Raw genomic sequence first — 24,333 nt, 5'->3', positions numbered from 1 at the left:
GGGCGCACGTAGGGTCGCTGCCGTACCGCGGGAGCCCACGATCCGAGGCTGAGAGGGCGGCAGGCGGCCGTCGACCGTTCGAACCTGATCCGGTTCAGACCGGCGTAGGGAGGCTGCCTTGTCGCGCACCCGTTCTCTCGTGATCACCGCTCTGCTGGCCGTGGTCGCCGTCGTGCTGGCGGGATGCTCGTCCGCCCAGGACGGCGGCGGCTCAGGCGACCCGCGCACGATCCGCGTCGCGCTGGACTGGACGCCGAACACGAACCACACCGGGCTCTACGTCGCCCAGCAGCTCGGCTGGTTCCGGGACGCCGGGCTGGACGTCGAGATCCTGCCGTACAACCAGACGTCGCCGGACACGCTCGTCGCGAACGGGGCGGCCGACTTCGGGATCAGCTTCCAGGACTCGTTCACGTACTCGAAGGCGACCGGCGCGGACATCACGTCGGTGATGGCGATCCTGCAGCACTGGGCGACCGAGATCGCGGTTCGAGCCGACAACTCCGCCATCAGAACCCCGCGCGACCTGGACAGCAAGACGTACGCCGGGTTCGGCGAGCCGGGCGAGCAGGCGAAGATGGCCGCGGTGATCAAGGACGCCGGCGGGCGCGGCGACTTCCAGACCGTGCAGCTCGGCACGTCGGCCTACGAGGCGCTGTACGCCGGGCAGGCCGACTTCACCGAGCCGTTCGTGGCCTGGGAGGGGATCGAGGCGCAGCTGCGCGGCGAGCCGCTGCGCACGTTCCGCTACACCGACTACGGCTTCCCGGACGCCTACAACGTCCTGCTCATCGGCAACTCCACCTGGCTGCGGGACAACCCGGACGAGGCGAAGGCGTTCGTGCAAGCCGCCCAGCGCGGCTACCAGCTCGCCGCCGACGACCCGGCGCAGGGCGCTCGTCTGCTGTCCGACGCCAACCCGGGCGCGTTCACCGACCCGCGCCTGGTCCAGCAGTCGTCGGCGATGCTCGCGCAGCGTTATCTGAAGGACGAGCGGGGGCGCGTCGGCACGCAGACGCTCCAGCGCTGGGCCGGGTACTCCGGGTTCGCCTATGACTCCGGCTCCGTCGTGGGCCCGGACGGGAAGCCGGTGACGCGGAAGCCGGACTTCTCGACGTGGTTCACGAACGACTACCTGTCCCCGGCGGGTGCGCGATGACCCGGGACACGCGCACCGGCCTGGACGACAGCCCCGTTCGCACCACGGCGCCGGGCCCGACGCGGGCGGGCCGGTCCCCGTCCCGGCTGGACGAGAGCTCCGCACGTGCTGCGGGGCCGAACGAGAGCCCCGCTCGGGCGGCGGGTACGGGAGTGCTGCGACGGGTGTGGCCCGCGTTCTCGATCGTCGTCGTGCTGCTCGTCGTGTGGCAGGTCGGCGTCGCCGTGTCCGGGGTGCGACCGCAGGTGCTGCCGTCGCCGCTGCGGGTCGTCGAGCAGGGCTGGGCGTTCCGCGAGGCGCTCTGGACGAACACCGTGCCGACGCTGCAGGTCACCGTGATCGGGTTCGCGGTGTCGCTCGTCGTGGCGTGGGCGCTGGCGATCATGGTGGACTTCTCGCCGTTCCTGCGACGGGCGCTGACACCGCTGCTCGTCGCGTCCCAGACGTTGCCGATCATCGCGATCGCCCCGCTGCTGATCATCTGGTTCGGGTTCGGCCTGCTGCCGAAGGTGCTGGTGATCGCGCTGGTGACGTTCTTCCCGGTCGCCGTCGGGCTGGTCGAGGGGTTCGCCTCCACCGACCGGGAGGCGACGAACCTGTTGCGCAGCATGGGTGCGACGCGCTGGCAGCGCTTCCGGTACGTACGCCTGCCCGGCGCGATGCCGTCGTTCTTCACGGCGCTGCGGATCGGCATCACCTACGCCGTCACCGGCGCCGTGTTCGCCGAGTACGTCGGCGCGAAGGCCGGTCTGGGGATCTTCATGCAGCTGCAGAAGAACTCGTTCCGCACCGACCTCGTCCTGGCCGCCGTGCTCGTCACGGCTGTGCTGTCGGTCGCGCTGTTCGGCCTGACCTACGTGGTCCAGCGACTGGTCACGCCGTGGTACCGGGCGGACCACCGGTGAGCCGTCCCAAGGTCGGGGTCGACGGTCTGTCGGTCGCGTTCGGCGACCTCCCCGTTCTCGACGACGTGTCGCTCTCGGTCGCCGCGGGCGAGTTCGTCTCGGTCGTCGGGCCGTCGGGCAGCGGGAAGTCGACGTTGTTCTCCGCCCTCGCCGGGCTCGCCTCCGAGGACGCGCGGGTCGACGGGCGGGTCCTGGTGGACGGCGAGCCCGCCACCGGCGGTGCGTTCGGCTACATGCCGCAGAAGGACCTGCTGTTCCCGTGGCGGACCGTGCTGGACAACACCACGCTCGCTCTCGAGATCGCCGGTGTGGGGCGACGGGCGGCGCGCGAGCGTGCGCGGCCGCTGTTCGCCCGGTTCGGTCTCGACGGGTTCGAGGACGTCCGGCCGGGCGAGCTGTCCGGCGGGATGCGACAGCGGGCGGCGTTGCTGCGCACGGTCGTCGCGGACCGGTCGGTGCTGCTGCTGGACGAGCCGTTCGGCGCCCTGGACGCGCTCACCAGGACCGGGATGCAGGAGTGGCTGGAGTCGGTCCGCGCGGACTACGGCTGGACCGTCCTGCTGATCACCCACGACGTCCGCGAGGCCGTGTTCCTCTCCGACCGTGTGCTGGTGCTCTCGCCGCGTCCCGGCCGGATCCGCCGGGAGGTGTCGATCCCGCTGCCCCGGCCGCGCACCGCCGACGTGCTCACCGACCCCCGCTTCGCCGCAGCCGAGGCGGAGCTACTGGAGACGTTGCGCGCGCCGGCCGGCTGACCCGCTCTCCACTCGTTCGCGGGGGCGAGCTCAGTCGCTGCCGGGAGCGGGGAAGTTCCGTGCCGCGTCGTCGGCGACGAACACCCAGTCCTCCCCGCCGTCCGGTGGCGTGACGGCCTGCCTGCCGCCGCCGGTCGTCCGGGCCTCGGTGACCTCGCCGGTGCGCGGGTCGAACCACCACGTGCGCGCCGGGCCGGGCAGCGCGCCGAGGTCCACTTCGAACTCCCTGCCGTTCGGGACGTACGCCATCAGGTAGGAGCCGTCGGTCGCGCGGGTCGCCTGGATCCGGTCGGCCCCGCTCCCGGCGTCGGACACCACCTGCGGCGCGGCACGTCCGGTCGTGTACGGCCGGGACTCCATCAGGGCCCGCAGGTGTCCCATCTGGACACCGCCGGGAGCCTGGATCGCCTGCCGCCAGTCCGCGCCGGGCCGCGCGTCGAGCGCCGCCCCGCCGCCGGGCGTCTGGAACTGCCACACGGCGTGGTGGCCGTAGGTGTGGCCGAGCGCGCCGCCGAACACGGCCCAGTACGCGTCGCGGCGCACGTCGAGGTCGCTCGCGTAGCCCTCCGGCGGGCGGTCCCAGCAGTACGGGTGGTCCTCGTAGATCGGCTCGCCGTCCAGCCACGGCAGGCCCGCACGCCCGGAGTCCGCGACGAGCCGGGCACGCACGTCGTAGCGCAGGCAGTGCCCGCCCTGGATCATGTTCATGTCCAGCCACTTCTCGCCGGAGAACCACTGCGCGGAGCTCGCGTCGCCGATCGGGTGGTAGGTCATCAGCACGTCACGTCCCGCGCCGGCCTCGATGCCCTCGGCCAGTCGTGTCCAGACGTCCTCGGAGCCGTCGGCGCCCTCGTCGCCGCCGAGGACCCAGACGACACGGTCGCCGTAGCGGTTCCCGACGAACTCGCCGTACGTGCGCGCGTTGCGCTCGGTGAGCAACGATCCGATCTGCTGGTCGGCCCACACCGGCAGCAGCGCGACCCGGATCCCGCGCGCCGCGGCCGCGTCGACGACGGAGTCCAGGTTGTCCCACCAGTCGTAGGCCTGCTCGTCGTCCGGATCGGCTCCCGGCGTGGTCGCCGGGTTCAGGCCGTTCGTGAGCGGCTCGTCCCCGTAGGCGTTGGCGCCCTTGCCGTCCACGTGCGGGAACACGGCGACCACCTGGATCACCGTGTAACCCTGCTCCTCGCGGACGTCGAGATAGCGGGCGGTCTCCTCACGGTCCAATGCGGACGGCAACGCCCACGCCGTGTCGCCGAGCCAGAAGAACGGCGTCCCGGACACGGTGGACAGGAACCGGCCGTCGGCCTTCAGCGGCTCGAGGGTCGACGACGGGCCGGGCGCCTGCGTGTCCGGACCTGGCGGGGGAGCGGTGCCGGCGGCGCACGAGCCGAGCACCGCCGCGCAGGCGAAGCCGACCGCCAGCCGTCGCAGGACGCGGTTCACGGTCGGTCGCCCGAATCGTCCGGATGCACATGATCACGGTACGGGGCCGGCGACCGTGTCGCGAGCAGGTCAGCCGGTCAGGTGGGTGACCAGATCGCCGATCGCGGCGACCGTGTGGTCCGGCGCCGCGACGTGACCCGGGTACGGCTCACCGGTCCGGTTCACCCAGGCGGTGCGCATCCCGGCGCGGTGCGCGCCGTGCAGGTCCCACGGGTGGACGGCGACCATCACGGCCTCGTCCGCCGCGATCCCGCAGTGCCGCACCGCGTGCTCGTACACGGCCCGGACCGGTTTCCAGACGCCGGCGTCGTCCACCGACAGGACCGCCTCGAACCGGTCCCGGATCCCGTGGTCGCCGAGCAGCTTCTCGGCGACGCCGGTCGCGCCGTTGGACAGCGTGACCAGCCGGTACCCGGCGTCGGCCAGAGCACGGACGCCGTCGGCGACGTCCGGGTGCAGCGGCAGGTCCAGGAAGGCCTGCAGCACGTGCCCCGCACCGCCGTCCGGGTCGCTGATCCCGCTGCGGCGCAACAACTGCGCTGCGGTCTCCCGGCCGATCTCGGCGAACGGCCGGTAGTCCCCGCAGGCGGCCAGCGCGATCCCCTCGCGCAGGGTGGAGGCGAACCAGTAGGGGCCGTACCACTCGGGCGCGCCCAGGTCGGAGAACCGCCGGGAGAGCGGGCTCAGGTCGGACAGGGTCTCGTTCACGTCGAACACGACGGTCGTGATCGGCACGGTCTCGCTCCTCGCGTCGGGGACGGGGCCTACCCTGGCCGGTGTGGACGCCCCGCGCACGGTTCTGGTGCTCGGCGGTACCACCGAGGGGCGTGCGGCCGCGGCGGCGCTGGCCGGGCGGCCGGGACTGCGGGTGGTGTCGTCGCTGGCCGGGGCCGTGCGGTCGCCGTCGCTGCCGGACGGAGAGGTGCGGGTCGGCGGGTTCGGCGGCGTCTCCGGCCTGGTCACCCACCTCTGCGACGAGCGGATCGACGCCGTGCTGGACGCGACGCACCCGTTCGCCCGCGGGATGACCGCGAACGCCGCCGCGGCGTGCTCCGCGACCGGGGTCCCACTGGTCGTGCTCCGCCGTCCCGGCTGGATCGCGGGGCCGGACGACCGGTGGATCCGCGTCCCGACGGTCCCCGCTGCCGCGGCTGCGCTGCCCGGGCTGCTTCCCGGCTCCGAGGGGAGGGACGGCCGGGCCGCCACCGGGTCCGGATCGGCCGCCAGAGGCCGCGTGCTGCTGACGACCGGGCGCGGAGGCCTGTCCGCGTTCGCCGGCGTCGACGCCGCGTTCTGGATCCGGGCCGTCGACCCGCCTCCTGCGCCGCTTCCCTCCCGGCACACGTTGCTGCTCGACCGCGGACCGTTCACGCTCGACGCCGAACGCGCCCTGCTGGCGGAGATCCGTCCGCACGTGCTGGTCACGAAGGACTCCGGCGGCACCGCGACCGCACCGAAGCTCGCCGCCGCCCGCGAGGCCGAGGTCCTCGTCCTCGTCGTGGACCGTCCACCGCTCCCGGACGGCGTCGCCACCGCCTCCACGGTGGAGGAGGCCCTGGCCCGGCTCGGCCTCTCCCCGGCCTGACACCGGCCGCGATTCCCGCCGTCCGCTCCGCGTGCCGTGGCCGGTCACCGCGTCACGCCGGTCGAGATGGCACTCATGGCTGTGCCGGACGCCGGTGCGGAACCACCACTGCCATCTCAGCCGGAGTGGATCACTGCGGTGGGGGCGGCGCCGGGCCGTCCGGTGCGGCGGCCGTGATCGGCGGAAGTGGCACCGACGCGACACCGTCGGCGCGCCTCGACCGGTTCCGCCGATCATGCGACGCCGGGTTGGTACATGCGCGACGCGCCACAGGCAGCACGAGCGCGACACCCGATCGCCTCATCGATACCGGTGCCAGAGCCGTCGCGGGCCGGGCCGGGCCGGGCCGGTCGAGGTCGAGTCACGGCTCGACGACCGTCACGCCCGGACCGGTGGGACGAGTCAGGGCAGAGGGGGCCTCGTCGAGCGTGATGCGGCTCGTGACCAGGCGCGACGGGTCGAGGCGCCCGACCTCGACGAGCCGCATCAGACGTGGGTAGTCGGCAGCGGCCATGCCGTGGCTCCCGGTCACCGTCAGCTCCCGGGCGATCACGTCCGGCACCGGGACGACCGGCTCGGCAGCGAGCAGCCCGACCTGGACGAGCACCCCCTGCCGTCGCAGCGCCCGCACTCCCAGGGCCAGCGACTCGGCACGTCCGGCCGCCTCGAGCGCGATCCGCGCGCCACCGCCCAGCGCGTCGCGCACCCGGTCGAGACCGTCCACACCGGACGGGTCCACGGCCGCGACCGCGCCGAGCGACATCGCGAGGTCCCGCGCTTCCGGAGACGGGTCGGCGACCACGACCTCGGCGCCGAGCGCACCGGCGACCAGCACCGCGGACAACCCCACCCCGCCCGCGCCGAGCACCAGCACGCGGTCCCCGGACCGGACGCCACCGCGGTCGGCCAGCGCCCGGAACGCCGTCGCGAACCGGCAGCCCAGCAGTGCCGCGCCGCCGGCGTCGGCATCCGGGGCGACGGCGACCAGGTTCGCGTCCGCGTGCCGCACCTCGACGTACTCGGCGAACGACCCCCGGTGCGTGAAACCCGGCTGCTCCTGGTCGGGGCACACCTGCGCCTGACCGGAGCGGCACTCGTCGCAGACACCGCAGCCGCAGACGAACGGTGTGGTCACCCGGTCGCCGACCGCGGCGCGGGTCACCAGCCGACCGGTGGCGACGACCGTCCCGACCAACTCGTGACCCGGCACGTGCGGGAGCGCGACGCCGTCGTCGTGCCCGAGCCAGGCGTGCCGGTCGCTCGCGCACACACCGGTCGCCTCGACCCGCACGACGACCCCGTCCGGCCGCGGCGACGGATCCGGGACCTCGACGACCGTCGGCTCGACACCGAACTCGCTGATCAGGACCGCGCGCACGGTTCTCCCCTCACGTGTTCGCCCCGCGGGCCGCGACGGCCCAGCGGTCGACGACCCGGTCGCCGTCGAGCACCACGAGCGAGGACGCCAGGTTGGCCGCGGCGCAGACGTGGTTCGGCACCACCCGCACCCGGCTCCCGACCGGCGGGACGTGCGCGGAGCCGAACGCCACCGTCGCGTGGTGCTCGGACAGCGCCACGATCGTCGCATGTGGATGGTCGAGCAACCGACCGAACCCGGACGTCCATGGTGGACGGTCCGCGCCGAGAGTCTTGCTGCCCGCGTCCAGCACGGCGTGCCCGTCCCGCACGCTGACGACGGTGGCGACGGCGACGAGCGCGACGTCGTCGAAGCCGGCGGCGCCGAGCTCGACCTGCTGCGCGTCACCGAACACGGACACGCCGGGCCGGGTCTCGGTCGCCGGGTAGGTCGCCGGCCCGGGAGGAAGCGGCTCGGTCGGGCTGGACCCGCCGCTGCGGACGCGCGGCTCGATTCCGATGGCGGCCAACGACGCCGCGGCGTCGGAGAGGGCCTCGGCCTCGTCGTCGGCGGCCGCGCCGCGCCCGCCGGGGGAGGGGGAGTACGAGTGCCCCGGGAACGTGAACACCCCGACGACGTCCAGGCCGGTGCACGCGGCGGCCACCGCACCAGCCTCCGGTGGGGCGACTCCGGTGCGGTGGTGCCCGGAGTCGACCTCGACGAGCACCTCGGCCGGTGCGCCGCGCAGTGCCGCGGCCAGCGCCGTCGCACCCTCCACCGAGTCCACACCGATCCGCAGCCGCACCCGCGAGGCCAGCGCGCGCAACCGGTCCGCTCGCGGACCGCCGGCCCAGACCGGGTAGGCGAGGAACAGGTCGTCGAACCCGGCGTCGGCGAACACCTCGGCCTCGGCGACGGTCGCCAGCGTCAGCCCGACGGCGCCGTGCGCGAGCTGGCGGCGGGCGATCTCGACGCACTTGTGGGTCTTCGCGTGCGGACGCCATGCCAGCCCGCGGGACGCGGCGCGGGCGGCACCGGCGGCGAGATTGCGCTCCAGGGCGGTCGGGTCGACGGCCAGGAACGGTGTGTCGAGGTCCTCGCTCACGGGCACTGCTCGATCCTCGCATCCTGCGATATCCTCGCCCGGCGAATAAAAGGAGGGTACGTGGACGGGATCCGCGCGGTGCTGTTCGACATGGACGGCACGCTGGTCGAGTCGGACGCGGCGGTGGCCCGTGCGTGGTCGGCGTGGGCCGACGAGTACGGCGTCGCGCCGGAGGCGTTGAGCGCCGTCGCGCACGGCGTACCGGCCGACGGCACCATCCGCATCCTGCGGCCGGATCTCGACGAGGCCGGTGTCGCCGCGGCGTCGGTCCGCCAGATGGAGCTGCAGTACACCGATCTCGACGAGGTCGTCGCGCTGCCGGGCGCGCACGAGCTGGTCGCCGCGCTGGACGCGGCCGCCGTGCCATGGGCGATCGTGACCAGCGCCGATCGCGAGCTGGCCCGGCGCCGCCTCGGCGTGGCGGGCATCGAGGCTCCGGTCCTGGTGGCCCGCGACGACGTCGCCCGCGGCAAGCCCGACCCGGAGGGCTACCGGACCGCCGCCGCCGCGCTCGGCGTGGCGGCGCAGGAGTGCCTCGTCGTGGAGGACGCCGACGCCGGGCTCGCCGCCGGACGCGCCGCGGGGGCCCGGACCGCCGCGCTGCGCGGCCTCGACGGAGACCTGCGGCTGCGCGGCCTGTCCGATCTCCTGCCGCTGTTCGACGCGACAGCGGCGCGCCCGACAGCCTGACCACTACGGTCGGCCCGTGTCCCCTCGCGTCGTCCGCACCTGGTACGCGGTGCTCGCCCTGCTGGTCGCCGCGGCGCTCGTCGCGCAGGTCGTGCTCATCGCGGCGGGCGGTGCCGACGCGAACAGCGGCGAGAGCGGCGCGGTGGCGTCCCTCGGTACCCGGCTGCTGCGCCTGGCCAGCTACTTCACGATCGAGAGCAACGTGTTCGTGCTGGTCGTTGCCACCTCGCTCGCACTGGACCCGGAGCGCGACGGGCGGTGGTGGCGGGTCGTGCACATCGACGCGCTGCTCGGGATCGCGGTCACCGGCGTCGTGTTCGCGACGATCCTGGCGCCGATCGTGCAGCTGACCGGCGTCGCGTACGCGGCGACGATCGCCTTCCACTACGTCGCGCCGATCGCGGCCGTGCTCGGCTGGCTCGTGTTCGGCCCGCGACCGCGCGTCGATCCGGCGGCCCTGCTCGGCGCCGCGGTGTGGCCGGTCGCGTGGATCGCGTGGACGTTCCTGCACGGCGCGGTGACCGGCTGGTACCCGTACCCGTTCCTGGACGTCGGGAGGCTCGGGGCCGCCGTCGCGGCGCGCAACGTCGGGTTCGTGGTGGTCGGGGCCGTCGTCGTCGGCCTGCTGCTGTGGTGGGCCGACCGGCGGCTGCCGGCTGGTGCCGTGTCGCGCAACGTCGGTACCGGAATAGGCGGATCCAGGCGTTCGTAGGCACGGCGCCGCCCGCAGCTCATACCGGGCGTCTTCGCACGGGCGGCAACGCCCGCCTGCGGGCGCCTGGGCCTCCGAGATCGGTGCCGAACGTTTCGCGATGCGGCACTAGCTCGACCGGGCCTCGTCGCGCCGGTAGTGCCGCGGTGTGAACACCGACGTGCCGTCGCCGCGCTCGACCACCCGCGTCGTCGACGACCCGACGATCACCAGCGTGCGCATGTCGACCTGCTCCGGGTCGAGATCGCCCAGCGTCGTGATCGTGACCCGCTCACCGGCGCCGCCGACGTCGCGCCCGAGCACGACCGGGGTCTCCGGCGCCCGGTGGCGCAGCAGCACGTCCCGCGCGGCGCCGACCTGCCACGGGCGCGCCCTCGACCGCGGGTTGTAGATCGCGATCGCCAGATCCGCCGCGGCGACGGCCTCAAGGCGGGCCTCGACGACGTCCCACGGCTTGAGCCTGTCCGACAACGAGATCATCGCGTGGTCGTGCCCGAGCGGCGCCCCGACGGACGCCGAGACCGCCTGCGCCGCGGACAGCCCGGGCAGGACGCGCACCGGCACGTCGCGATACTTCGGCTCGGCGGCCACCTCCAGCACGGCCGCGGCCATCGCGAACACGCCGGGATCGCCGGCCGACACGACCGCGACCCGTCGCCCGGACGCGGCCATGTCCAGCGCGTGCGCGGCCCGCTCGGCCTCCACCCGGTTGTCCGACGCGTGCCGGGTCTGCCGCGGGTTCGGCGGGATCCGGTCCAGGTAGGGCCCGTAGCCGACGAGGTCGTCGGCGACCGACAGCGCGGCCGCCACCTGCGGGGTCAGCCAGTCCCGTCCGGCCGGCCCGGTGCCGACGACGACGACCTCGCCCGGCCCGCCGGCATGATCACCGTTCGAGGAGCCCTGCGTTCGCGTGGTGAACGATCCGCTCCGCAGACGTGGATCATCGGCGGTCGACGCCGGGGCTGGTCCGCCCAGCCCCGTTCCGTCCGGGAGATCACCGGATGCGGAGCTGTCCGTCCGCGCGCCGACAGCTCTGCTCCGCAACCGTGGATCACGGTCGCCGCCCGCCCCGCCGTCGGAGGCGAGATCACCGTTCGCGGAGCCATCCGTTCGCCCCGCGAACGCTCCGCTCCTCGTCCGTGGATCACCTGCACCGGTCGGCGCCCCCGGGATCTCACCGGACGGCGGCCCGGGGACCGACGCGGCGACCTCGCCGGGGACCAGCGCGATCGCGAAGTAGGGCACCGAATCAGCGTCTACATCGGACACGTCGCCGGTGCGCTGTCCGTCCATCGTGGCCCGTTCCACGTAGCGGGCGCGGTCCAGCGTGCCGGCGTCGTCCAGCGCGTCGCGGACGGTGCCGAACGTCCGGCCCAGCTTCATGATCGCGGCCGAGTCCGTGGCGGCCAGGCGGCGGGCGAGCTCCTCGCGGGGGAGCGTGCCGGGCAGCACGGTGAGCACCTCGTCGCGCTCCACGAGCGGCTGTCCGAGCGCGGCCGACGCGGCGCTGATCGACGTCACGCCGGGCACGACCTCGGTGCGGAACCGGCCGGCGAGGCGTTTGTGCATGTGCATGTAGGAGCCGTAGAACAGCGGGTCGCCCTCGGCGAGCAGGACGACGTCGCGTCCCGCTTCCAGATGTGCCGCAAGGCGTTCCGCGGCCTCGGCGTAGAACGCGTCGATCGCACCCCGGTAGCCGCCGGGATGGTCGGTGGTCTCCGTCGTGACCGGGTAGACCAGCGCCTCCTCGATCGCCGCACCGGACATGTGCGGTTCCGCGATCCGCCGGGCGATCGACCGGCCGTGGCGCGCCGAGTGGTAGGCGATCACGTCCGCGTCCCGGACCAGGCGGGCGGCCTTGATCGTGGTCAGCTCCGGGTCGCCGGGTCCGAGGCCGACGCCGTACAGCGTGCCGGTTGCCGAGCTCGCATGCTCGCTCACGCGATGATCTCCTGCTCGTGGGCCAGCGCGTTCAGCGCGGCGGCGGTGATCGCGGACCCGCCGCGGCGCCCGTGCACCACGAGGTACTCGAGATCGTCACGCGCGGCGAGCGCCACCTTGGACTCGACGGCGCCGACGAACCCGACCGGGATGCCGAGCACCGCGGCCGGCCTGCCGAACCCGCGGTCGATCAGGTCGAGCAGGTGGAACAACGCCGTCGGTGCGTTGCCGACGGCGACGACCGCGCCGTCGAACCGGTCGGCGAGCAGCTCGAGCGCGGCGGCCGAACGGGTGTTGCCGATCCGTGTCGCGTACTCCGGGACGCGCGGGTCGCGCAGCAGGCAGAGCACCTCGTTGTCCGCGGGCAGCCGGGCCGCGGTGACCCCCGAGGCGACCATCATCGCGTCGCAGAGGATCGGCGCCCCGGCCCGCAACGCACCACGGGCGGCGTCGACGAGCCCGTCGGACGCGGCGATGTCCTCGACGAGGTCGACCTGCCCGCTGGCGTGGATCATGCGCACGGCGACGTCGGGCATCCCCGAGGGAAGGCCGGTCAGGTCCGCCTCGGCGCGGATCGTCGCGAACGACCGCCGGTAGATCTCGGCGCCGTCGGTGATGTAGTCGCTCAGCGGTGCTCCTCGGTCGTATAGGTCCGGGGTCCGGTCGCGACGAGGTCGGTGTGCGTCCCGTGCGGCGCGCCGCACCGTCGCGCGCAGCCGGAGACGTGCACCGGGCCGTCCGCCCCGGACGTGACCAACGAGCGGGCGTGCGCACGGACGTCGGCGAGCGACTTCGCGCAGCCCGGAGTGCCCGCGCACGCGCTGACCCGCAACGCGGCGTGCTGCGGGTCGACGACGAGGTCGGCCTCGCGCAGGCGGTCGAGTGCGGTCCCCGGGTCGTGCGGGGCGGGCACGACGAGCGTGCGCCACGGCGTGACGATCACGTCCGGCGCGAGCTCCGCGAGCACGCGCAGTTGCGCGACGGACAGCTCGCCGAGGACCGGTGCGGCACCCACCGCTCCGCTCCCGAGCACTCCGACCACGCGAGAGCTGCTCCGGTCCGACCCCTCGGGGCGAGAGCTGCTGCCGACCGACCCGGTTCGGCGCGCCGTCGAGGCAGCGCCGCCCGACCCGGTTGCGCGGAAGCTGCTCTCGTCCAGTCCCTCTGCACGACAGCTGCTCTCGCCCAACCGTCTGGGTTCCGCGGCGGCAGGCGTGCGCCGGGGAGGGGTTGCCCCGCGCGGTCCGGTGGCGCGAGAGCTGCCCCCGTCCAACCCCTCCACGCGAGAGCTGCTGTCGTCCAACGTCGGAGCGCTGGGGCCGGCAGCCCTGCCCGGGCCGGTGGGCGCCGCGGCGCGGGTCGTGCCCCAGCGAGCCACGAGCGCATCGCCGATCCGGATCGCCGCGTCCGGGAGTTCCACAGCCCGCCATGCGCGGGCGTCCGGGTCCTCCGCGTGTTCGGCGCGCAGCAGCAGGAACGTCTCCGCCGCGTCGAGCAGCAGGGACGGTGAGTCGGCAGAGAAGCACCACAGACCGGTCGGCGCCCCGGCGACGAGGAGCTCCCCGTCGTCGTCGGAGACCGCCAGCCAGCAGACATCGGGACGTTCAGCCGCGACGTCGCCGCGGCCGTCGTCGAACGCGAACAGGAACCGTCCCGGCAGTGACGCCAACGACGGACGGGCGCACAGGTCCCGGTCGAGCGCGGCGGCCAGACCGCGCACGTCGGCCACTCCGCCGGTGATCCCGGACAGCGGGGACGCCAGCACGTTCCGGACCCGCTCGTGCGTCCGCGACGGCAGCAGCCCGGCCGCGTCGAGCCGCTGCACCGGGCGCGGGTCGTCCGGGTCCATGCCGCGGAGCTGCAGGTTCCCGCGCGAGGTCAGGTGCACCGCGCCGTCGCCCGCGACCTCGGCGAGCGCGGCCACGGCACGCAGCGCGGTCGCGGAGATCGCCCCGCCGGGCAGTCGCACCCTGGCCAGCGCACCGTCCGCCGCGAGATGCGGCGACACGACGCCGGGGCAGGCGTCGGCGCGGGTGCGGGTGGCGTCGATGCCCGCTCCGCCCACGCTGCGCTCGGTCGTCCGCACGCCGGTCACTGTAGGCACAGCCGCCGACCGGCCGGGGCTCCCCGGGGCGGCGGGATGGCTCACACCGGACGGCTCCGGACCGCGGCGAGCGGCGGGACGCGCAACAAACAGCGGTCTCCGTGACCGAATCGTGATGATCCATCCGGACGTTGCTCGATTCAGAAGGCTTCTGAGCGACGGAGAACACCCCATACGTTGTCGCTCGCAACATTCACGCGGTCCGGTGACGCCGGACCGGTGCCACAGTGACGTGGAGGGGACCCCGATGGAGACGCGGCGATCGCGCAGCACCGTGCTGCGCGCCACGATGGCGATGGGCCTGGGCCTCGTGCTCACGCTCTCGGCCTGCGGGCAGAACAGCGCGGGCGGCGGTCAGGGCGGAGGGGAGCAGCCGGCCCAGGGCGGCGGGATCAAGGTCGGCGTGATCCTCCCGGAGACCGACACGTCCGCCCGGTGGGAGGGCTTCGACAAGCCCATGCTGGACAAGGCGATGCGGGCCAAGGGCCTCGACCCGGACATCCAGAACGCCCAGGGCGACGAGCAGAAGTTCTCCACCCTCGCCGACGGGATGATCTCCAGCGGTGTCAAGGCCCTGGTGATCGCGTCGATCAGCGGTGACGGCGGCAGCGCCGTCGCCGCCAAGGCGAAGGCCCAGGGCATCCCGGTGATCGACTACGACCGGCTCAACCTCGGCGGCACCAGTGACTACTACGTCTCGTTCGACAACGAGAAGGTCGGCGCGCTGCAGGGGCAGGGACTCGCGCAGGGCGTGGGGAACAAGCCGGGCGCGCAGATCATCCAGATCGAGGGCGCCCCGACCGACAACAACGCCACGCTCTACACCCGCGGCCAGATGTCGGTGCTGCAGCCGAAGTACCAGCAGGGGGCCTACAAGCTCGTCCAGAACCAGGCGATCGACAAGTGGGACAACCAGGTCGCCGGCACCACGTTCGAGCAGATCCTCACCGGCAACGGCGGCAAGGTGGACGGCGTCGCGGTCGCCAACGACGGCATGGCCGGCTCGGTGATCACCGTGCTCACGAAGTACGGCCTCAACGGCAAGGTGCCGGTGACCGGCCAGGACGCGACGGCCGACGGCCTGGCCGCGATCCTGCGCGGCGACCAGTACATGACCGTGTTCAAGCCGATCCAGGAGGAGGCGGACGCGGCGGCGACGCTGGCCGCCGACCTGGCGAAGGGGGACACGGCGGCCGCGGACCAGGTCGCGAAGCAGACCGTGCAGGACCCGAAGGGCAACCGGGCCGTCAAGTCCGTGCTGCTGACCCCGCAGCTGATCACGAAGCAGAACGTCAAGGTGGTCACGGACGCCGGCTACATCAAGGCGTCCGAGATCTGCACCGGGGCGAACGCCGCGACCTGCGGGCAGCTCGGTATCAAGTGACCGACCACCGGTGCGCGGCGGGCGCGATCCGCCGGCCGCGCACCGGTCCACTCCGGACGGAGAGACGGATGTCCGAACCGATCCTCGCGCTGCGCGGGGTGACCAAGAGCTTCGGCGCGGTCCAGGTGCTGCACGACGTGGACATGACGGTGCGCGCCGGGGAGGTCACCGCGCTCGTCGGAGACAACGGCGCAGGCAAGTCCACGCTGGTCAAGTGCGTCGCCGGGATCCACCCGATCGACGGCGGCGAGGTCCTGTTCGACGGCCAGCCGGTCTCCCTGAACACGCCGTCCGACGCCGCCCGGCTCGGCATCGAGGTCGTCTACCAGGACCTCGCGCTGGCCGACAATCTCGACATCGTCCAGAACATGTTCCTCGGCCGGGAGCGCGGCCGCCCCTGGATGCTCGACGAGGGCGACATGGAGCAGGCGGCGCGGCGGACGCTGGCGTCACTGTCGGTGCGGACCGTGACGTCCGTGCGCACGCCGGTCGCGTCGCTGTCCGGCGGGCAGCGCCAGACCGTCGCGATCGCGAAGGCCGTGCTCTGGGACTCGCGGGTGGTGCTGCTCGACGAGCCCACCGCGGCACTCGGCGTGGCCCAGACCCGGCAGGTGCTCGACCTGGTCCGCAGGCTCGCCGAGCAGGGTCTCGCGGTCGTGCTGATCAGCCACAACATGGCCGACGTGTTCGAGGTGTCGGACCGGATCGCGACGCTCTACCTGGGCCGCATGGTCGCCGAGGTCGCGACCCGCGACGTCACGCACGGCCAGGTCGTCGAACTGATCACGGCGGGACGGTCCGGTGACCTCGGACTGGCCCGCCCCGAGGCGGAGGTCCTCCGGTGAGCGAGACGAGGAGCGAGCCGACGAGCGCCGCGGAGCGGGCGAACCCCGGCAGCCGGGCGGCCGACTTCGGCATCGACACGACGGCCCGCACGACCGGCGAGGCGATCGGCGACTACGGCCGCCGCCTGCGCAACGGCGAGCTCGGCTCGCTGCCCGCGCTGCTCGGCCTCGCCGCGCTGTTCGTGCTGTTCACGATCCTGGACTCCGGCGGCACGTTCCCCAGCCTGCTGAACCTGGCCAACCTCCTGCAGCAGGGCGCGGGCCCGACGATCATCGCGATGGGCCTCGTGTTCGTGCTGCTCACCGGCGAGATCGACCTGGCGGCCGGCACGGCGTCCGGGCTCGCCGCCGCGCTGATGGCGCTGCACCTCGTGAACGGCGGGAACATGCTCGGCGCCGCGGGCACCGTCGTGTTCGTGATCCTGGTGGTCGTCATGCTGCTCGCGGCCGGTCTCGCGGCGCTGGTCCGGGTGTGGGCGGGCGCCGGGATCAGCCTGGTGGCCGTCGTACTGGTGGCCGTCGGGTTCGCGCCGAACCCGTGGCTGGAGATGCTGCTCGCCGTATGCGTCGGCGTCGTGATCGGGTGCCTGACCGGCTTCCTGGTGGCGCGCATCGGGATGCCGTCGTTCGTCGTGACGCTGGCGCTGTTCATCACCTGGCAGGGCGTGATCCTGCAGCTGATCGGCGACGGCGGCACGCTCGCCCTGCGCGACCCGGTGATCATCGCGGTGGCCAACGGCAACCTGTCGACGCTCGGGTCCTGGATCCTGTTCGTCGTCGTGGCGGGCGGGTACGCCGCCGTGATGCTGGTGCGCCAGCGGTCCCGGCTGCGGACCGGCCTGGTCGCCCAGCCGAACGGCCTGGTGCTGATCAAGATCGCCGCCGTCGTCGTGCTCGGCGCGCTGGCCACGTTCGCGCTGACCCAGGACCGCTCGCCGGGCGTGATCTCGATCTCCGGTGTGCCGTACGTGGTGCCGATCGTGCTCGTGCTGCTCGTGGCCGGGACCTACGTGCTGGACCGGACGCGGTTCGGCAGGCACGTCTACGCCGTCGGCGGCAACCGTGAGGCGGCGCGACGGGCCGGTATCGACGTCGTCCGGATCCGCGCGTCGGTGTTCGTGATCTCGACGGCGTTCGCGGCGGTCGGGGCGATCGTCTACTCGTCGAAGATCGGGTCGGTGAACCCGGCGGCAGGCGGTGGCAACACGCTGCTGTTCGCCGTGGGCGCCGCGGTGATCGGCGGGACGTCGCTGTTCGGCGGGCGGGGGCGGATCAGCAACGCCGTCATCGGCGGCACCGTGCTGGCGACCGTGCAGAACGGGCTCGGCCTGCTCAAACAGCCCGCGGCCGTGGTGTTCGTGGTGACCGGGCTGGTGCTGCTGCTGGCCGCCGCGGTCGACGTGGTCTCCCGGCGGCGGTCGGTGGCCACCGGACGGTGACTCCCGCGTGACGACCTCCACCTCGGGCACCCGCCCGGACGACGCCCGACGGCACAACCGTGCGGTCCTGCTGCGCCGGTTGCACGTCGACGGGCCCTGCACCCGCGCCACGCTGGCCTCCGAGCTGGGCCTGAATCGCAGCACGATCAAGGCGGTGGTGGACGGGCTGACCGAGTCCGGGGTGGTGACCGAGGCGGTGCCGACGCTGCGGTCCGGCGCCGGGCGGCCGTCGCTTCTCGTCCTGCCGGAACCGCAGTCGGCCGTCGTGCTGGCCGTCGACATCCGGGTGGACCAGGTGGCGATGGCGATGGTCGGGATCGGAGGACAGATCCTGGGCAGGCACAGCTGGAACTTGCACCGCACCACCCGGCTGGCCGGTGAGGTGATCACGCACGTCGCCGAGTCGGCGCAGCTGCTGCGTGACGAGCTCGCCGTCTCCGAGCTGGGCGTCGGGGTCTCGGTGCCGGGCGTGGTCCGGCGCCGCGACGGGCTCGTGCACGAGGCCCCGAACCTCGGGTGGCGGGAGGTCGCGCTCGGCGAGCGGCTCGCCGCCGTGCTCGGACGGCCGACCCAGGTCGGGAACGACGCCGAGCTGGGTGCGCTGGCCGAGCACGTGCGGGGCGTCGCCCGCGACGACTCGGACCTCGTCTACCTGTCGGCCGACGTCGGGGTCGGCGGTGGAGTGGTCGCGGGCGGGCGGCCGTTGCGTGGCACCGGCGGCTACGTCGGCGAGCTCGGGCACATCCTCGTGCGTCCCGGCGGGCGCGACTGCTTCTGCGGCGCTCAGGGATGCTGGGAGACCGAGGTCGGCGAGCCCGCGCTGTGCCGTGCGCTCGGACTGCCCGAGGACGGGCCGCGCGGCGTGCTCGTCGCCGAGCTGCGCGGGCTGGCGGCCGTGCCGGGACGCGCGGACCTGCTGCTGTCGGACTACGCGGGCTGGATGGCGGCCGGCCTGGTCACGGTCGTGAACATGCTCGCCCCGGCGCTCGTCGTGCTCGGGGACCTGTTCGCGGCGCTGCCGCCGACCGTCGTCGACCGGATCCGCGACGAGGTGCAGCGCCGCAGCCTGGTCAGCCGCGCGATCGGCGGCACCCGCATCGCGCTGTCCCCGCTGGGCCGGGACGGCAAGCTCGTCGGCGCCGCGGAACTGGCGTTCGAACCGGTGCTGGGCACGGTCTGAGCGGGTACCCGCCCACGATGACCGATCGCTTCGACGGCTGGATCTCCGGCCTGGGCACGACGTCCGGCAGGCGGGTCGTGGTCGGGCACTGGCTGCACTCCCCGCTCGGTCCGTTCACCGACGTCATGACCGAGGATGCGGCGGGCCACCGCACGTTGCTCGCGCCCGGCCCGGAGATCGCGGACTACGTGTCCACGACGTACACGTTCGACGAGGTCGTCGTGACGTCCGTGGCGCACACGGCCCGCGACGGCAGGCGGCAGGTCGTCGCAGGCCCGTTGGAGTGTGCGTGGAGCGTCGGACCGCGGCCGTCGCTGGGCCTGCTGCTGCGGGCGGTGCCACCGGTCGTCGGAACCGACCCGCGCTGGCTCGCCGCGCTGGACCCGGTCGCCCGCCGGATCCTGCCCGGGGTGCGGACTGCGGGGACGGCCGGCAACGGTCGGCGCGAGTTCTACGGCGCCCGCGACGTGCACCGGATCGACGGCGCCGTCGTGCGCTGGGACGGTGACGATCTCGGCCGGCTCGCGCCGGTACGTCCTCCCGTCCGGTTCGGGTTCGGCTCGGCGCCCGCGACGCCGTCGCACGTGCGGATCACGACGTCGGTCGGCGGGTGAGGCTCAGGCCGGTCGCGTCCCGACCGTCGTGCTGAGCAGCCTCGCGGCCTCGGCCACCGCCGCGGCGCGCTGGTCGCCCTCCGCGCCGGTGAAGTCCTCGCTGCGCCCGCCGAGGCTGATCGTGGCCTCCAGCGCGCCGTCGCGCCCGAGCACGGCGGCGGCGACGGCGGACACGCCCCCGAGGTAGTCGTCGCGGCTGAACGCGATCCCGGTGGCGCGCACCTCGTCGAGATGCGCGGCGAGCTCCGCCCGGTCGACGTGGGTGGCCTCGGTGAACGCCTCCAGGTCGCCTGCCAGCACGCGCTGCCGGACGGCCGGATCGAACGCCGCCATGACCACCGGCGCGGCGGCCGCGTGATAGGGGAGCACGGTCCCGATCCCGATCCCGGCCACCACCAGGGGTTTCCCGCCCTCGACGCGGTCGATGCAGACCGCACCGGCGTCCGCGGGCACCATCAGGAACGCGGTGTCGCCGAAGCGGGCTGCGAGGTCCTCCAGCGCCGGGCGGGCCTCGGTGCGCAGGTCGAACTCGGCCAGTGCCGCGGCGCCGACGGCGAACACCGGCATCCGGATCCGGTAGGCGCCCGCCCCGTCCCGGTGCACCCAGCCGGCCTCGACGAACGACGTCATCAGGCGGTGCACGGTCGGCTTGTTCAGCCCGCTCGCCGCGGTCAGCTCGGCCAGCGTGATCACCGGCCGGTCGGCGCCGAACTGCTCCAGCAGCCGGCACGCGCGCAGCACCGACCCGACGGTCTCCCGGCTCGTCCCGTCGGTGTCCTCGACGGGGGACGCACCGCCCACGGTCACCTCATTCGTCGCCTCGTGCCGGGCCAGGCTAACGACCGGACGCACCCGACGTCTTGACACACCGCCTCCTCGACCGTCACATTTTCGGAACGCGTTTCGCATAACGATATACGACGAGGAGAGCCGGTGGGACTGCACGAGATGATCTCCGCGGGGCTGGTCCGGGCGCCCGGGGTCTGGGACGGACTGACCGCACGGCTGGCCGAGCAGGCCGGATTCGGCGCGCTGTGCGCGTCCGGCTTCGCGATCTCCGCCGCGCTCGGCTACCCGGACGCGGAGCTGTACACGATGTCGGAGAACCTGCAGGCCGTCCGCACCGTGCGGGAGGCCAGCACGCTGCCGGTGATCGCCGACATCGACACCGGCTACGGCAACGCGATCAACGCCGCCCGCACCGCGCGCCGGTTCGCCGACGCAGGGGTGGCCGCCGTGTTCATGGAGGACCAGCGCTCCCCGAAGCGCTGCCCGCTGATCCCCGGTGCCGAGGTCGACCTCGTCGACGAGGTCGAGGCGGCGGGCAAGGTTCGCGCCGTGAAGGACGCGGCCGGCGACATGATCGTCATCGCGCGCACCGACGCGAAGGGCGACGACGCGCTCCGACGGGCCGAGGCCTACGTGGGCGCGGGCGCCGACATGATCATGCCGGTCACGAAGACGTTCTCCACGGTCGACGAGTGGGCGAAGTGCCGCGAGGTGGCGGGCGTCCCGCTGATGGCGACGCTGACGGCGTCCGCGTGGACCGAGCGCGAGTTCACGCCCGAGGTCATGGATCAGATCGGCGTCCGGATCGCGCTGCTGCCGACCCAGCTCCTGATGGCCGTGTCCGGCGCTGCGCAGGGCTGCCTGCAGCGCCTGGCCGCCGGTGAGCCGCCCGCGTCGGTCAGCGCCGACGGCATGGACCACCACGCGTTCGTCGACATGATCGGGATGGACGAGATCGAGCGCCAGCAGCACGCCTACCTGCCCGCGGCGGTGGGCTGACGTGGGCGCGACGGTCGCGGAGAAGATCCTCGCCAGGGCGGCGGGCGTCGACTCGGTGCGGGCGGGGGACAACCTGCCGGTCCGTCCGGACTACATGATCGCCTACGACTTCCCCGGCTACACCGACGTGATGTTCCGGCAGATGCACGACGACTTCGGCATCCGTGAGCTCACCGAGCCGGAGCGCTACGTCGTGTTCATCGACCACATGCTGACCCGCGGCGACGACCGCGAGCAGGAGGTCCACCAGGTCACCCGGGACTGGTGCGAGTTCTACCGGATCGCGCTGCACGAGGCCCGCGGGATCGGGCACCAGGTGATGGCCGAGCTGGGCTACGCGCAACCCGGAAACTTCCTCATCCACTTCGACGGGCACATCTCCGGCGCGGGCGCGTTCGGCGCCCTGGGCTGGGGGGTGCGACGGGACCTGCTCGAGGCGTGGGTGTCCGGCGAGATCTACCTCGACGTGCCGGCCAGCACCCGGTTCGAGTTGACCGGCGAGTTCCGGCAGGGCGTCGACAGCCGCGACCTGGTGCACCGGATCATCGGCGACCACGGCGCCGACGGCTGCGCCCACCAGGTGATGGAGTTCGGCGGTCCCGGCGCGCGGTCGATGTCGATCGACCACCGGCAGGGTCTGTGCGGGATGGCGATGTTCACCGGTGCCGTCTCGGCCGTGTTCGAGCCGGACGACACCTCGATCGGGCACGCACGCCACGTGGGCGGCGACGGCTTCGTCGCGCAGTCGCCCGACCCGGACGCCGAGTACCGCGCAGTCCACCACTACGACCTCGCCGAGATCGTCCCGCAGGTCGTCCTGCCGGGGTCGGCCCGCTCGGCGAACACCCGCGCCGCCACCGACCTGGACGGTACGGCCGTCACGAAGGCGTTCATCGGGTCCTGCGCCTCCGGGCGGATCGAGGACATCCGGGCGGCCGCCCTGGTGCTCGACGGGCGCCGGGTCGCCCCTGGCGTCGAGCTCAACGTCGTCCCGACCTCGGACGCTGTGCACCGGCAGGCCGAGCAGGAGGGACTGCTCGACGTCCTGCGCACGGCCGGCGCGCAGATCGCGCGGTCGAGCTGCGACTTCTGCTTCGGCTACCAGAAGCCGTTGCAGCCCGACGAGAACTGCATCTCCACGGGAGTGCTCAACATCTCCGGGCGGATGGGCAGCACGGCCGCCAACATCTACATGGGATCCGCGTCGACCGTCGCGGCCAGCGCCGTGGCCGGCACGATCACCGCCGCGGGGGAGGTGACCGGCCGATGAGCGCCGCCCGCGACTACCCGCCGCCCCCGGACGTGATCACCGGCCGGGTCGCGTGGGTGTTCGGCGACGACTTCGACATCGATCTCGTGATCGGCGTCGAGAACATCAAGTCCTACGACGCGGAGTTCCTGCGCAGCAAGGTCATGCAGGCCTACGACCCCGGCTTCGCCGACCGCGTCCGCCCCGGCGACGTGATCGTCGGCGGCCGGAACTTCGGCTACGGCCACCCGCACTACCCGCCCATGGTGGCGCTGCGCGACCTCGGCATCGCCGCGGTGCTCGCCGAGTCGTTCTCGCCCGGGTTCTGGCGGGGCGAGACGTACAACGGCATGCCACTGATCGCCGTCGGAGGCATCACGTCCGCCGTCGCGTCCGGAGACGGCCTGCGCCTCGACTGGCGCGCCGCCGAGGTCACGCTCGACGACGGCCGGACGCTGCGCGGCACCCCACCCAGCGAGCGCGTCACCCGCGTGCTCGAGGCGGGCGGCTCGTTGAAGCTGCTGCTCGCCGAGCACGCCCGCACGTCGTAATACCCCCCGGCACTCCCCACCACACCGATCACCGCTGATCAGGAGCATCCGTGTCCGAGACGACCTCGCCGCCCGGCACCGACACCGCGGCCGCCCCGGTCTCCACCCTCTCCGCCCGCCGTGCCGCGATCGCCGGCGGTGTCGGGACGCTGATCGAGTACTACGACTTCAGCGTCTACGCGTTCCTCGCCGTCACGCTCGGGCCGCTGTTCTTCCCCAGCGACGAGCCCGGCGTGTCGATCCTGCTCACGCTCGCCGTGTTCGGGTCGGCCTACGTCATGCGCCCGCTCGGCGGCTGGTTCTTCGGACGGCTCGGTGACCGGCGGGGCCGCAAGCGCGCGCTCGTCGTCACGGTCGTCACGATGGGCGCCTTCTCCGGCCTGCTCGGCCTGCTCCCGGACTTCTCGACGGCCGGCTGGCTGGCTCCGCTCCTGCTGGTGCTGGTCCGGCTCGCGCAGGGCTTCTCCGCGGGCGGCGAGATCGGTGGCGCCGCGACCTACGTCGCGGAGTCGGCGCCGGCCGGGAAGCGGGGCTTCTACGGCTCGCTCACCCCCGTCGGCTCGACGCTCGGCTTCTCCGTCGCCGCGGCGGTCGTCGGCCTCGTCACCGCGTTCACGACGGCCGAGCAGATGTCGTCGTGGGGCTGGCGGATCCCGTTCCTGATCGCCGTGCCGCTGGCGCTGGTCTGCCTGTGGGTGCGGGTGAAGCTGGAGGACACGGCCGAGTTCGAGTCGATGGCGCAGCGCAACGAGGTCGTCCGCAGCCCCCTGCTCAGCGTCGTGCGCGAGCGGCCGGGCGCCGTGCTGCGGGTCGTCGGCATCGCGATCGCCATGAACGGCACCGGGTACGTCGGGCTCACCTACTTCAGCACCTACCTGATCCAGACCGAGGGCTTCGACAAGCAGTCCGTGTACTGGGCGTCGGCGATCGGCATCGCGATCGCGTGCGCCACCTACCCGCTGGCGGGCATGCTCACCGACCGGTTCGGACGACGTCCGGTGCTGCTGTCCGCGTACGTGCTCTACCTGCTGATCGCGTGGCCGGCGTTCGCGCTGCTCGGGGCGACGTCGAGCATCCTCGTGGTGACGCTGGTCTACGTCGTCTACATGGCGGTCAACGGGCTCGCGCAGGTTCCGGCGTTCCCCCAGTTCACGGAGCTGTTCCCGCGCCGGATCCGGTACACCGGCGTCGCGCTCGGCTTCAACATCGGCACGATCGTCGCGGGCGGCACCGCCCCGTACGTGTCCGCGCAGCTCGTGCAGAGCACCGGCAACGCGATGTCGCCGGCGTTCTGGGTGTTCGGCGTGGCGCTGGTCGGCGTCGTCACCGTGCTGACCCTGCGGGAGACCGGGCGCGACCGGCTTCCGGTGTGACGCGGCTGCCCCGAGCTTGACGGGGCGACGGGCGGTTGCGGACAGTGGCAGGACATCTCCATACGGCGGGTGGGGCGCAGGAAGCCGGTGCGAGTCCGGCGCGGTCCCGCCACTGTGACCCGGGGTTCCCCCGGGCAGCCAGACACTGCAC

At 73.5% G+C, this 24,333-nt stretch carries 23 protein-coding genes and 2 riboswitches; of the genes, 15 read left to right on the top strand and 8 right to left on the bottom strand.

Going from position 1 to position 24,333, the window contains the following annotated elements:
• Window positions 1-17 precede the first annotated feature (17 nt).
• Window positions 18-129, top strand: a riboswitch (TPP riboswitch).
• The 3 genes from EV378_RS03135 to EV378_RS03125 all read left to right on the top strand — a co-directional run bounded on the left by EV378_RS03135 (window position 119) and on the right by EV378_RS03125 (window position 2,819).
• Window positions 119-1,159 (top strand): ABC transporter substrate-binding protein, encoded by a 1,041-nt coding sequence (locus EV378_RS03135; protein WP_132421235.1) that lies wholly within the window; start codon window positions 119-121, stop codon window positions 1,157-1,159. Its footprint overlaps the riboswitch before it by 11 nt.
• Entirely contained in the window at window positions 1,156-2,064 is a 909-nt protein-coding gene (locus EV378_RS03130; RefSeq protein WP_132421234.1) for an ABC transporter permease, read from the top strand. The genes EV378_RS03135 and EV378_RS03130 overlap by 4 nt, the downstream gene beginning before the upstream one ends.
• Window positions 2,061-2,819, top strand: a complete 759-nt coding sequence (locus EV378_RS03125) for an ABC transporter ATP-binding protein (protein ID WP_132421233.1) — start codon at window positions 2,061-2,063, stop codon at window positions 2,817-2,819. The genes EV378_RS03130 and EV378_RS03125 overlap by 4 nt, the downstream gene beginning before the upstream one ends.
• Before the next feature lie 30 nt (window positions 2,820-2,849).
• On the opposite strand, the gene EV378_RS03120 is transcribed toward EV378_RS03125, so the two are convergent.
• On the bottom strand, window positions 2,850-4,265 hold the full coding sequence (locus tag EV378_RS03120) for a glycoside hydrolase family 140 protein (RefSeq protein WP_132421232.1): 1,416 nt from the start codon (window positions 4,263-4,265) through the stop codon (window positions 2,850-2,852).
• A gap of 69 nt (window positions 4,266-4,334) precedes the next feature.
• Window positions 4,335-5,000: a haloacid dehalogenase type II gene (locus EV378_RS03115; protein ID WP_132421231.1), complete on the bottom strand. Its 666-nt coding sequence runs from the start codon at window positions 4,998-5,000 to the stop codon at window positions 4,335-4,337.
• A gap of 43 nt (window positions 5,001-5,043) precedes the next feature.
• On the opposite strand from EV378_RS03115, the gene EV378_RS03110 reads away from it, so the two are divergent.
• Window positions 5,044-5,850 carry a cobalt-precorrin-6A reductase gene (locus EV378_RS03110; protein ID WP_207908559.1) on the top strand — a complete coding sequence of 269 codons (807 nt, stop codon included), beginning with the start codon at window positions 5,044-5,046 and terminating at the stop codon, window positions 5,848-5,850.
• 361 nt (window positions 5,851-6,211) lie between these two features.
• On the opposite strand, the gene EV378_RS03105 is transcribed toward EV378_RS03110, so the two are convergent.
• Both EV378_RS03105 and EV378_RS03100 read right to left on the bottom strand, forming a co-directional pair.
• A complete protein-coding gene (locus tag EV378_RS03105; RefSeq protein ID WP_132421230.1) occupies window positions 6,212-7,228 on the bottom strand; it encodes a zinc-binding dehydrogenase in 1,017 nt (338 codons plus the stop codon).
• A gap of 10 nt (window positions 7,229-7,238) precedes the next feature.
• A complete protein-coding gene (locus EV378_RS03100) occupies window positions 7,239-8,312 on the bottom strand; it encodes an alanine racemase (protein ID WP_243653241.1) in 1,074 nt (357 codons plus the stop codon).
• 60 nt (window positions 8,313-8,372) lie between these two features.
• On the opposite strand from EV378_RS03100, the gene EV378_RS03095 reads away from it, so the two are divergent.
• Window positions 8,373-9,002 (top strand): HAD-IA family hydrolase, encoded by a 630-nt coding sequence (locus EV378_RS03095; RefSeq protein ID WP_243653240.1) that lies wholly within the window; start codon window positions 8,373-8,375, stop codon window positions 9,000-9,002.
• A gap of 16 nt (window positions 9,003-9,018) precedes the next feature.
• Window positions 9,019-9,714 carry a Pr6Pr family membrane protein gene (locus EV378_RS03090; protein WP_132421228.1) on the top strand — a complete coding sequence of 232 codons (696 nt, stop codon included), beginning with the start codon at window positions 9,019-9,021 and terminating at the stop codon, window positions 9,712-9,714.
• Between the two features lie 108 nt (window positions 9,715-9,822).
• Here the strand turns inward: EV378_RS03090 and EV378_RS36145 are convergent, their stop codons facing one another.
• From EV378_RS36145 to EV378_RS35775, 3 genes are read right to left on the bottom strand one after another with little or no spacing between them, the layout of a single operon-like run.
• Window positions 9,823-11,655, bottom strand: a complete 1,833-nt coding sequence (locus EV378_RS36145; RefSeq protein ID WP_132421227.1) for a precorrin-2 C(20)-methyltransferase — start codon at window positions 11,653-11,655, stop codon at window positions 9,823-9,825.
• The gene (locus EV378_RS03080; protein ID WP_132427308.1) at window positions 11,652-12,284 is read right to left on the bottom strand and encodes a precorrin-8X methylmutase; all 633 of its coding nucleotides are present in this window, start codon (window positions 12,282-12,284) and stop codon (window positions 11,652-11,654) included. The genes EV378_RS36145 and EV378_RS03080 overlap by 4 nt, the downstream gene beginning before the upstream one ends.
• Complete coding sequence (locus EV378_RS35775; RefSeq protein ID WP_243653239.1) at window positions 12,281-13,741, bottom strand: hypothetical protein; 1,461 nt, start codon at window positions 13,739-13,741, stop codon at window positions 12,281-12,283. Before EV378_RS35775 ends, EV378_RS03080 begins: the two co-directional genes overlap by 4 nt.
• A gap of 265 nt (window positions 13,742-14,006) precedes the next feature.
• On the opposite strand from EV378_RS35775, the gene EV378_RS03070 reads away from it, so the two are divergent.
• From EV378_RS03070 to EV378_RS03050, 5 genes are all read left to right on the top strand, one after another.
• The gene (locus EV378_RS03070) at window positions 14,007-15,143 is read left to right on the top strand and encodes a sugar ABC transporter substrate-binding protein (protein WP_132421226.1); all 1,137 of its coding nucleotides are present in this window, start codon (window positions 14,007-14,009) and stop codon (window positions 15,141-15,143) included.
• A gap of 68 nt (window positions 15,144-15,211) precedes the next feature.
• A complete protein-coding gene (locus EV378_RS03065) occupies window positions 15,212-15,988 on the top strand; it encodes an ATP-binding cassette domain-containing protein (protein WP_132421225.1) in 777 nt (258 codons plus the stop codon).
• Window positions 15,985-17,427 (top strand): sugar ABC transporter permease, encoded by a 1,443-nt coding sequence (locus tag EV378_RS03060; protein WP_132421224.1) that lies wholly within the window; start codon window positions 15,985-15,987, stop codon window positions 17,425-17,427. Before EV378_RS03065 ends, EV378_RS03060 begins: the two co-directional genes overlap by 4 nt.
• A gap of 7 nt (window positions 17,428-17,434) precedes the next feature.
• The gene (locus tag EV378_RS03055) at window positions 17,435-18,607 is read left to right on the top strand and encodes an ROK family protein (RefSeq protein WP_132421223.1); all 1,173 of its coding nucleotides are present in this window, start codon (window positions 17,435-17,437) and stop codon (window positions 18,605-18,607) included.
• A 17-nt stretch (window positions 18,608-18,624) separates the two neighbouring features.
• Entirely contained in the window at window positions 18,625-19,221 is a 597-nt protein-coding gene (locus tag EV378_RS03050) for a hypothetical protein (protein ID WP_132421222.1), read from the top strand.
• Between the two features lie 3 nt (window positions 19,222-19,224).
• On the opposite strand, the gene EV378_RS03045 is transcribed toward EV378_RS03050, so the two are convergent.
• Window positions 19,225-20,022: an IclR family transcriptional regulator gene (locus EV378_RS03045; RefSeq protein ID WP_243653238.1), complete on the bottom strand. Its 798-nt coding sequence runs from the start codon at window positions 20,020-20,022 to the stop codon at window positions 19,225-19,227.
• A gap of 132 nt (window positions 20,023-20,154) precedes the next feature.
• Here EV378_RS03045 and EV378_RS03040 point away from each other — a divergent pair, with 132 nt between their 5' ends.
• The 4 genes from EV378_RS03040 to EV378_RS03025 are packed head-to-tail and all read left to right on the top strand — an operon-like array spanning window position 20,155 to window position 24,182.
• The gene (locus EV378_RS03040) at window positions 20,155-21,009 is read left to right on the top strand and encodes an isocitrate lyase/PEP mutase family protein (protein WP_207908558.1); all 855 of its coding nucleotides are present in this window, start codon (window positions 20,155-20,157) and stop codon (window positions 21,007-21,009) included.
• Window position 21,010: 1 nt separating this feature from the next.
• Window positions 21,011-22,279: an aconitase family protein gene (locus EV378_RS03035; protein ID WP_132421221.1), complete on the top strand. Its 1,269-nt coding sequence runs from the start codon at window positions 21,011-21,013 to the stop codon at window positions 22,277-22,279.
• A complete protein-coding gene (locus EV378_RS03030; protein ID WP_132421220.1) occupies window positions 22,276-22,809 on the top strand; it encodes a 3-isopropylmalate dehydratase small subunit in 534 nt (177 codons plus the stop codon). The genes EV378_RS03035 and EV378_RS03030 overlap by 4 nt, the downstream gene beginning before the upstream one ends.
• Window positions 22,810-22,859: 50 nt before the next feature.
• Window positions 22,860-24,182: an MFS transporter gene (locus tag EV378_RS03025; RefSeq protein ID WP_132421219.1), complete on the top strand. Its 1,323-nt coding sequence runs from the start codon at window positions 22,860-22,862 to the stop codon at window positions 24,180-24,182.
• A 77-nt stretch (window positions 24,183-24,259) separates the two neighbouring features.
• Window positions 24,260-24,330: riboswitch (cobalamin riboswitch) on the top strand.
• Window positions 24,331-24,333 lie beyond the last annotated feature (3 nt).

It is taken from the genome of Pseudonocardia endophytica (assembly GCF_004339565.1).
Classification (GTDB): domain Bacteria; phylum Actinomycetota; class Actinomycetes; order Mycobacteriales; family Pseudonocardiaceae; genus Pseudonocardia; species Pseudonocardia endophytica.
The sequence above is the reverse complement of the archived record's forward strand: the minus strand, read 5'-3'. Positions and strand labels throughout refer to the sequence as shown.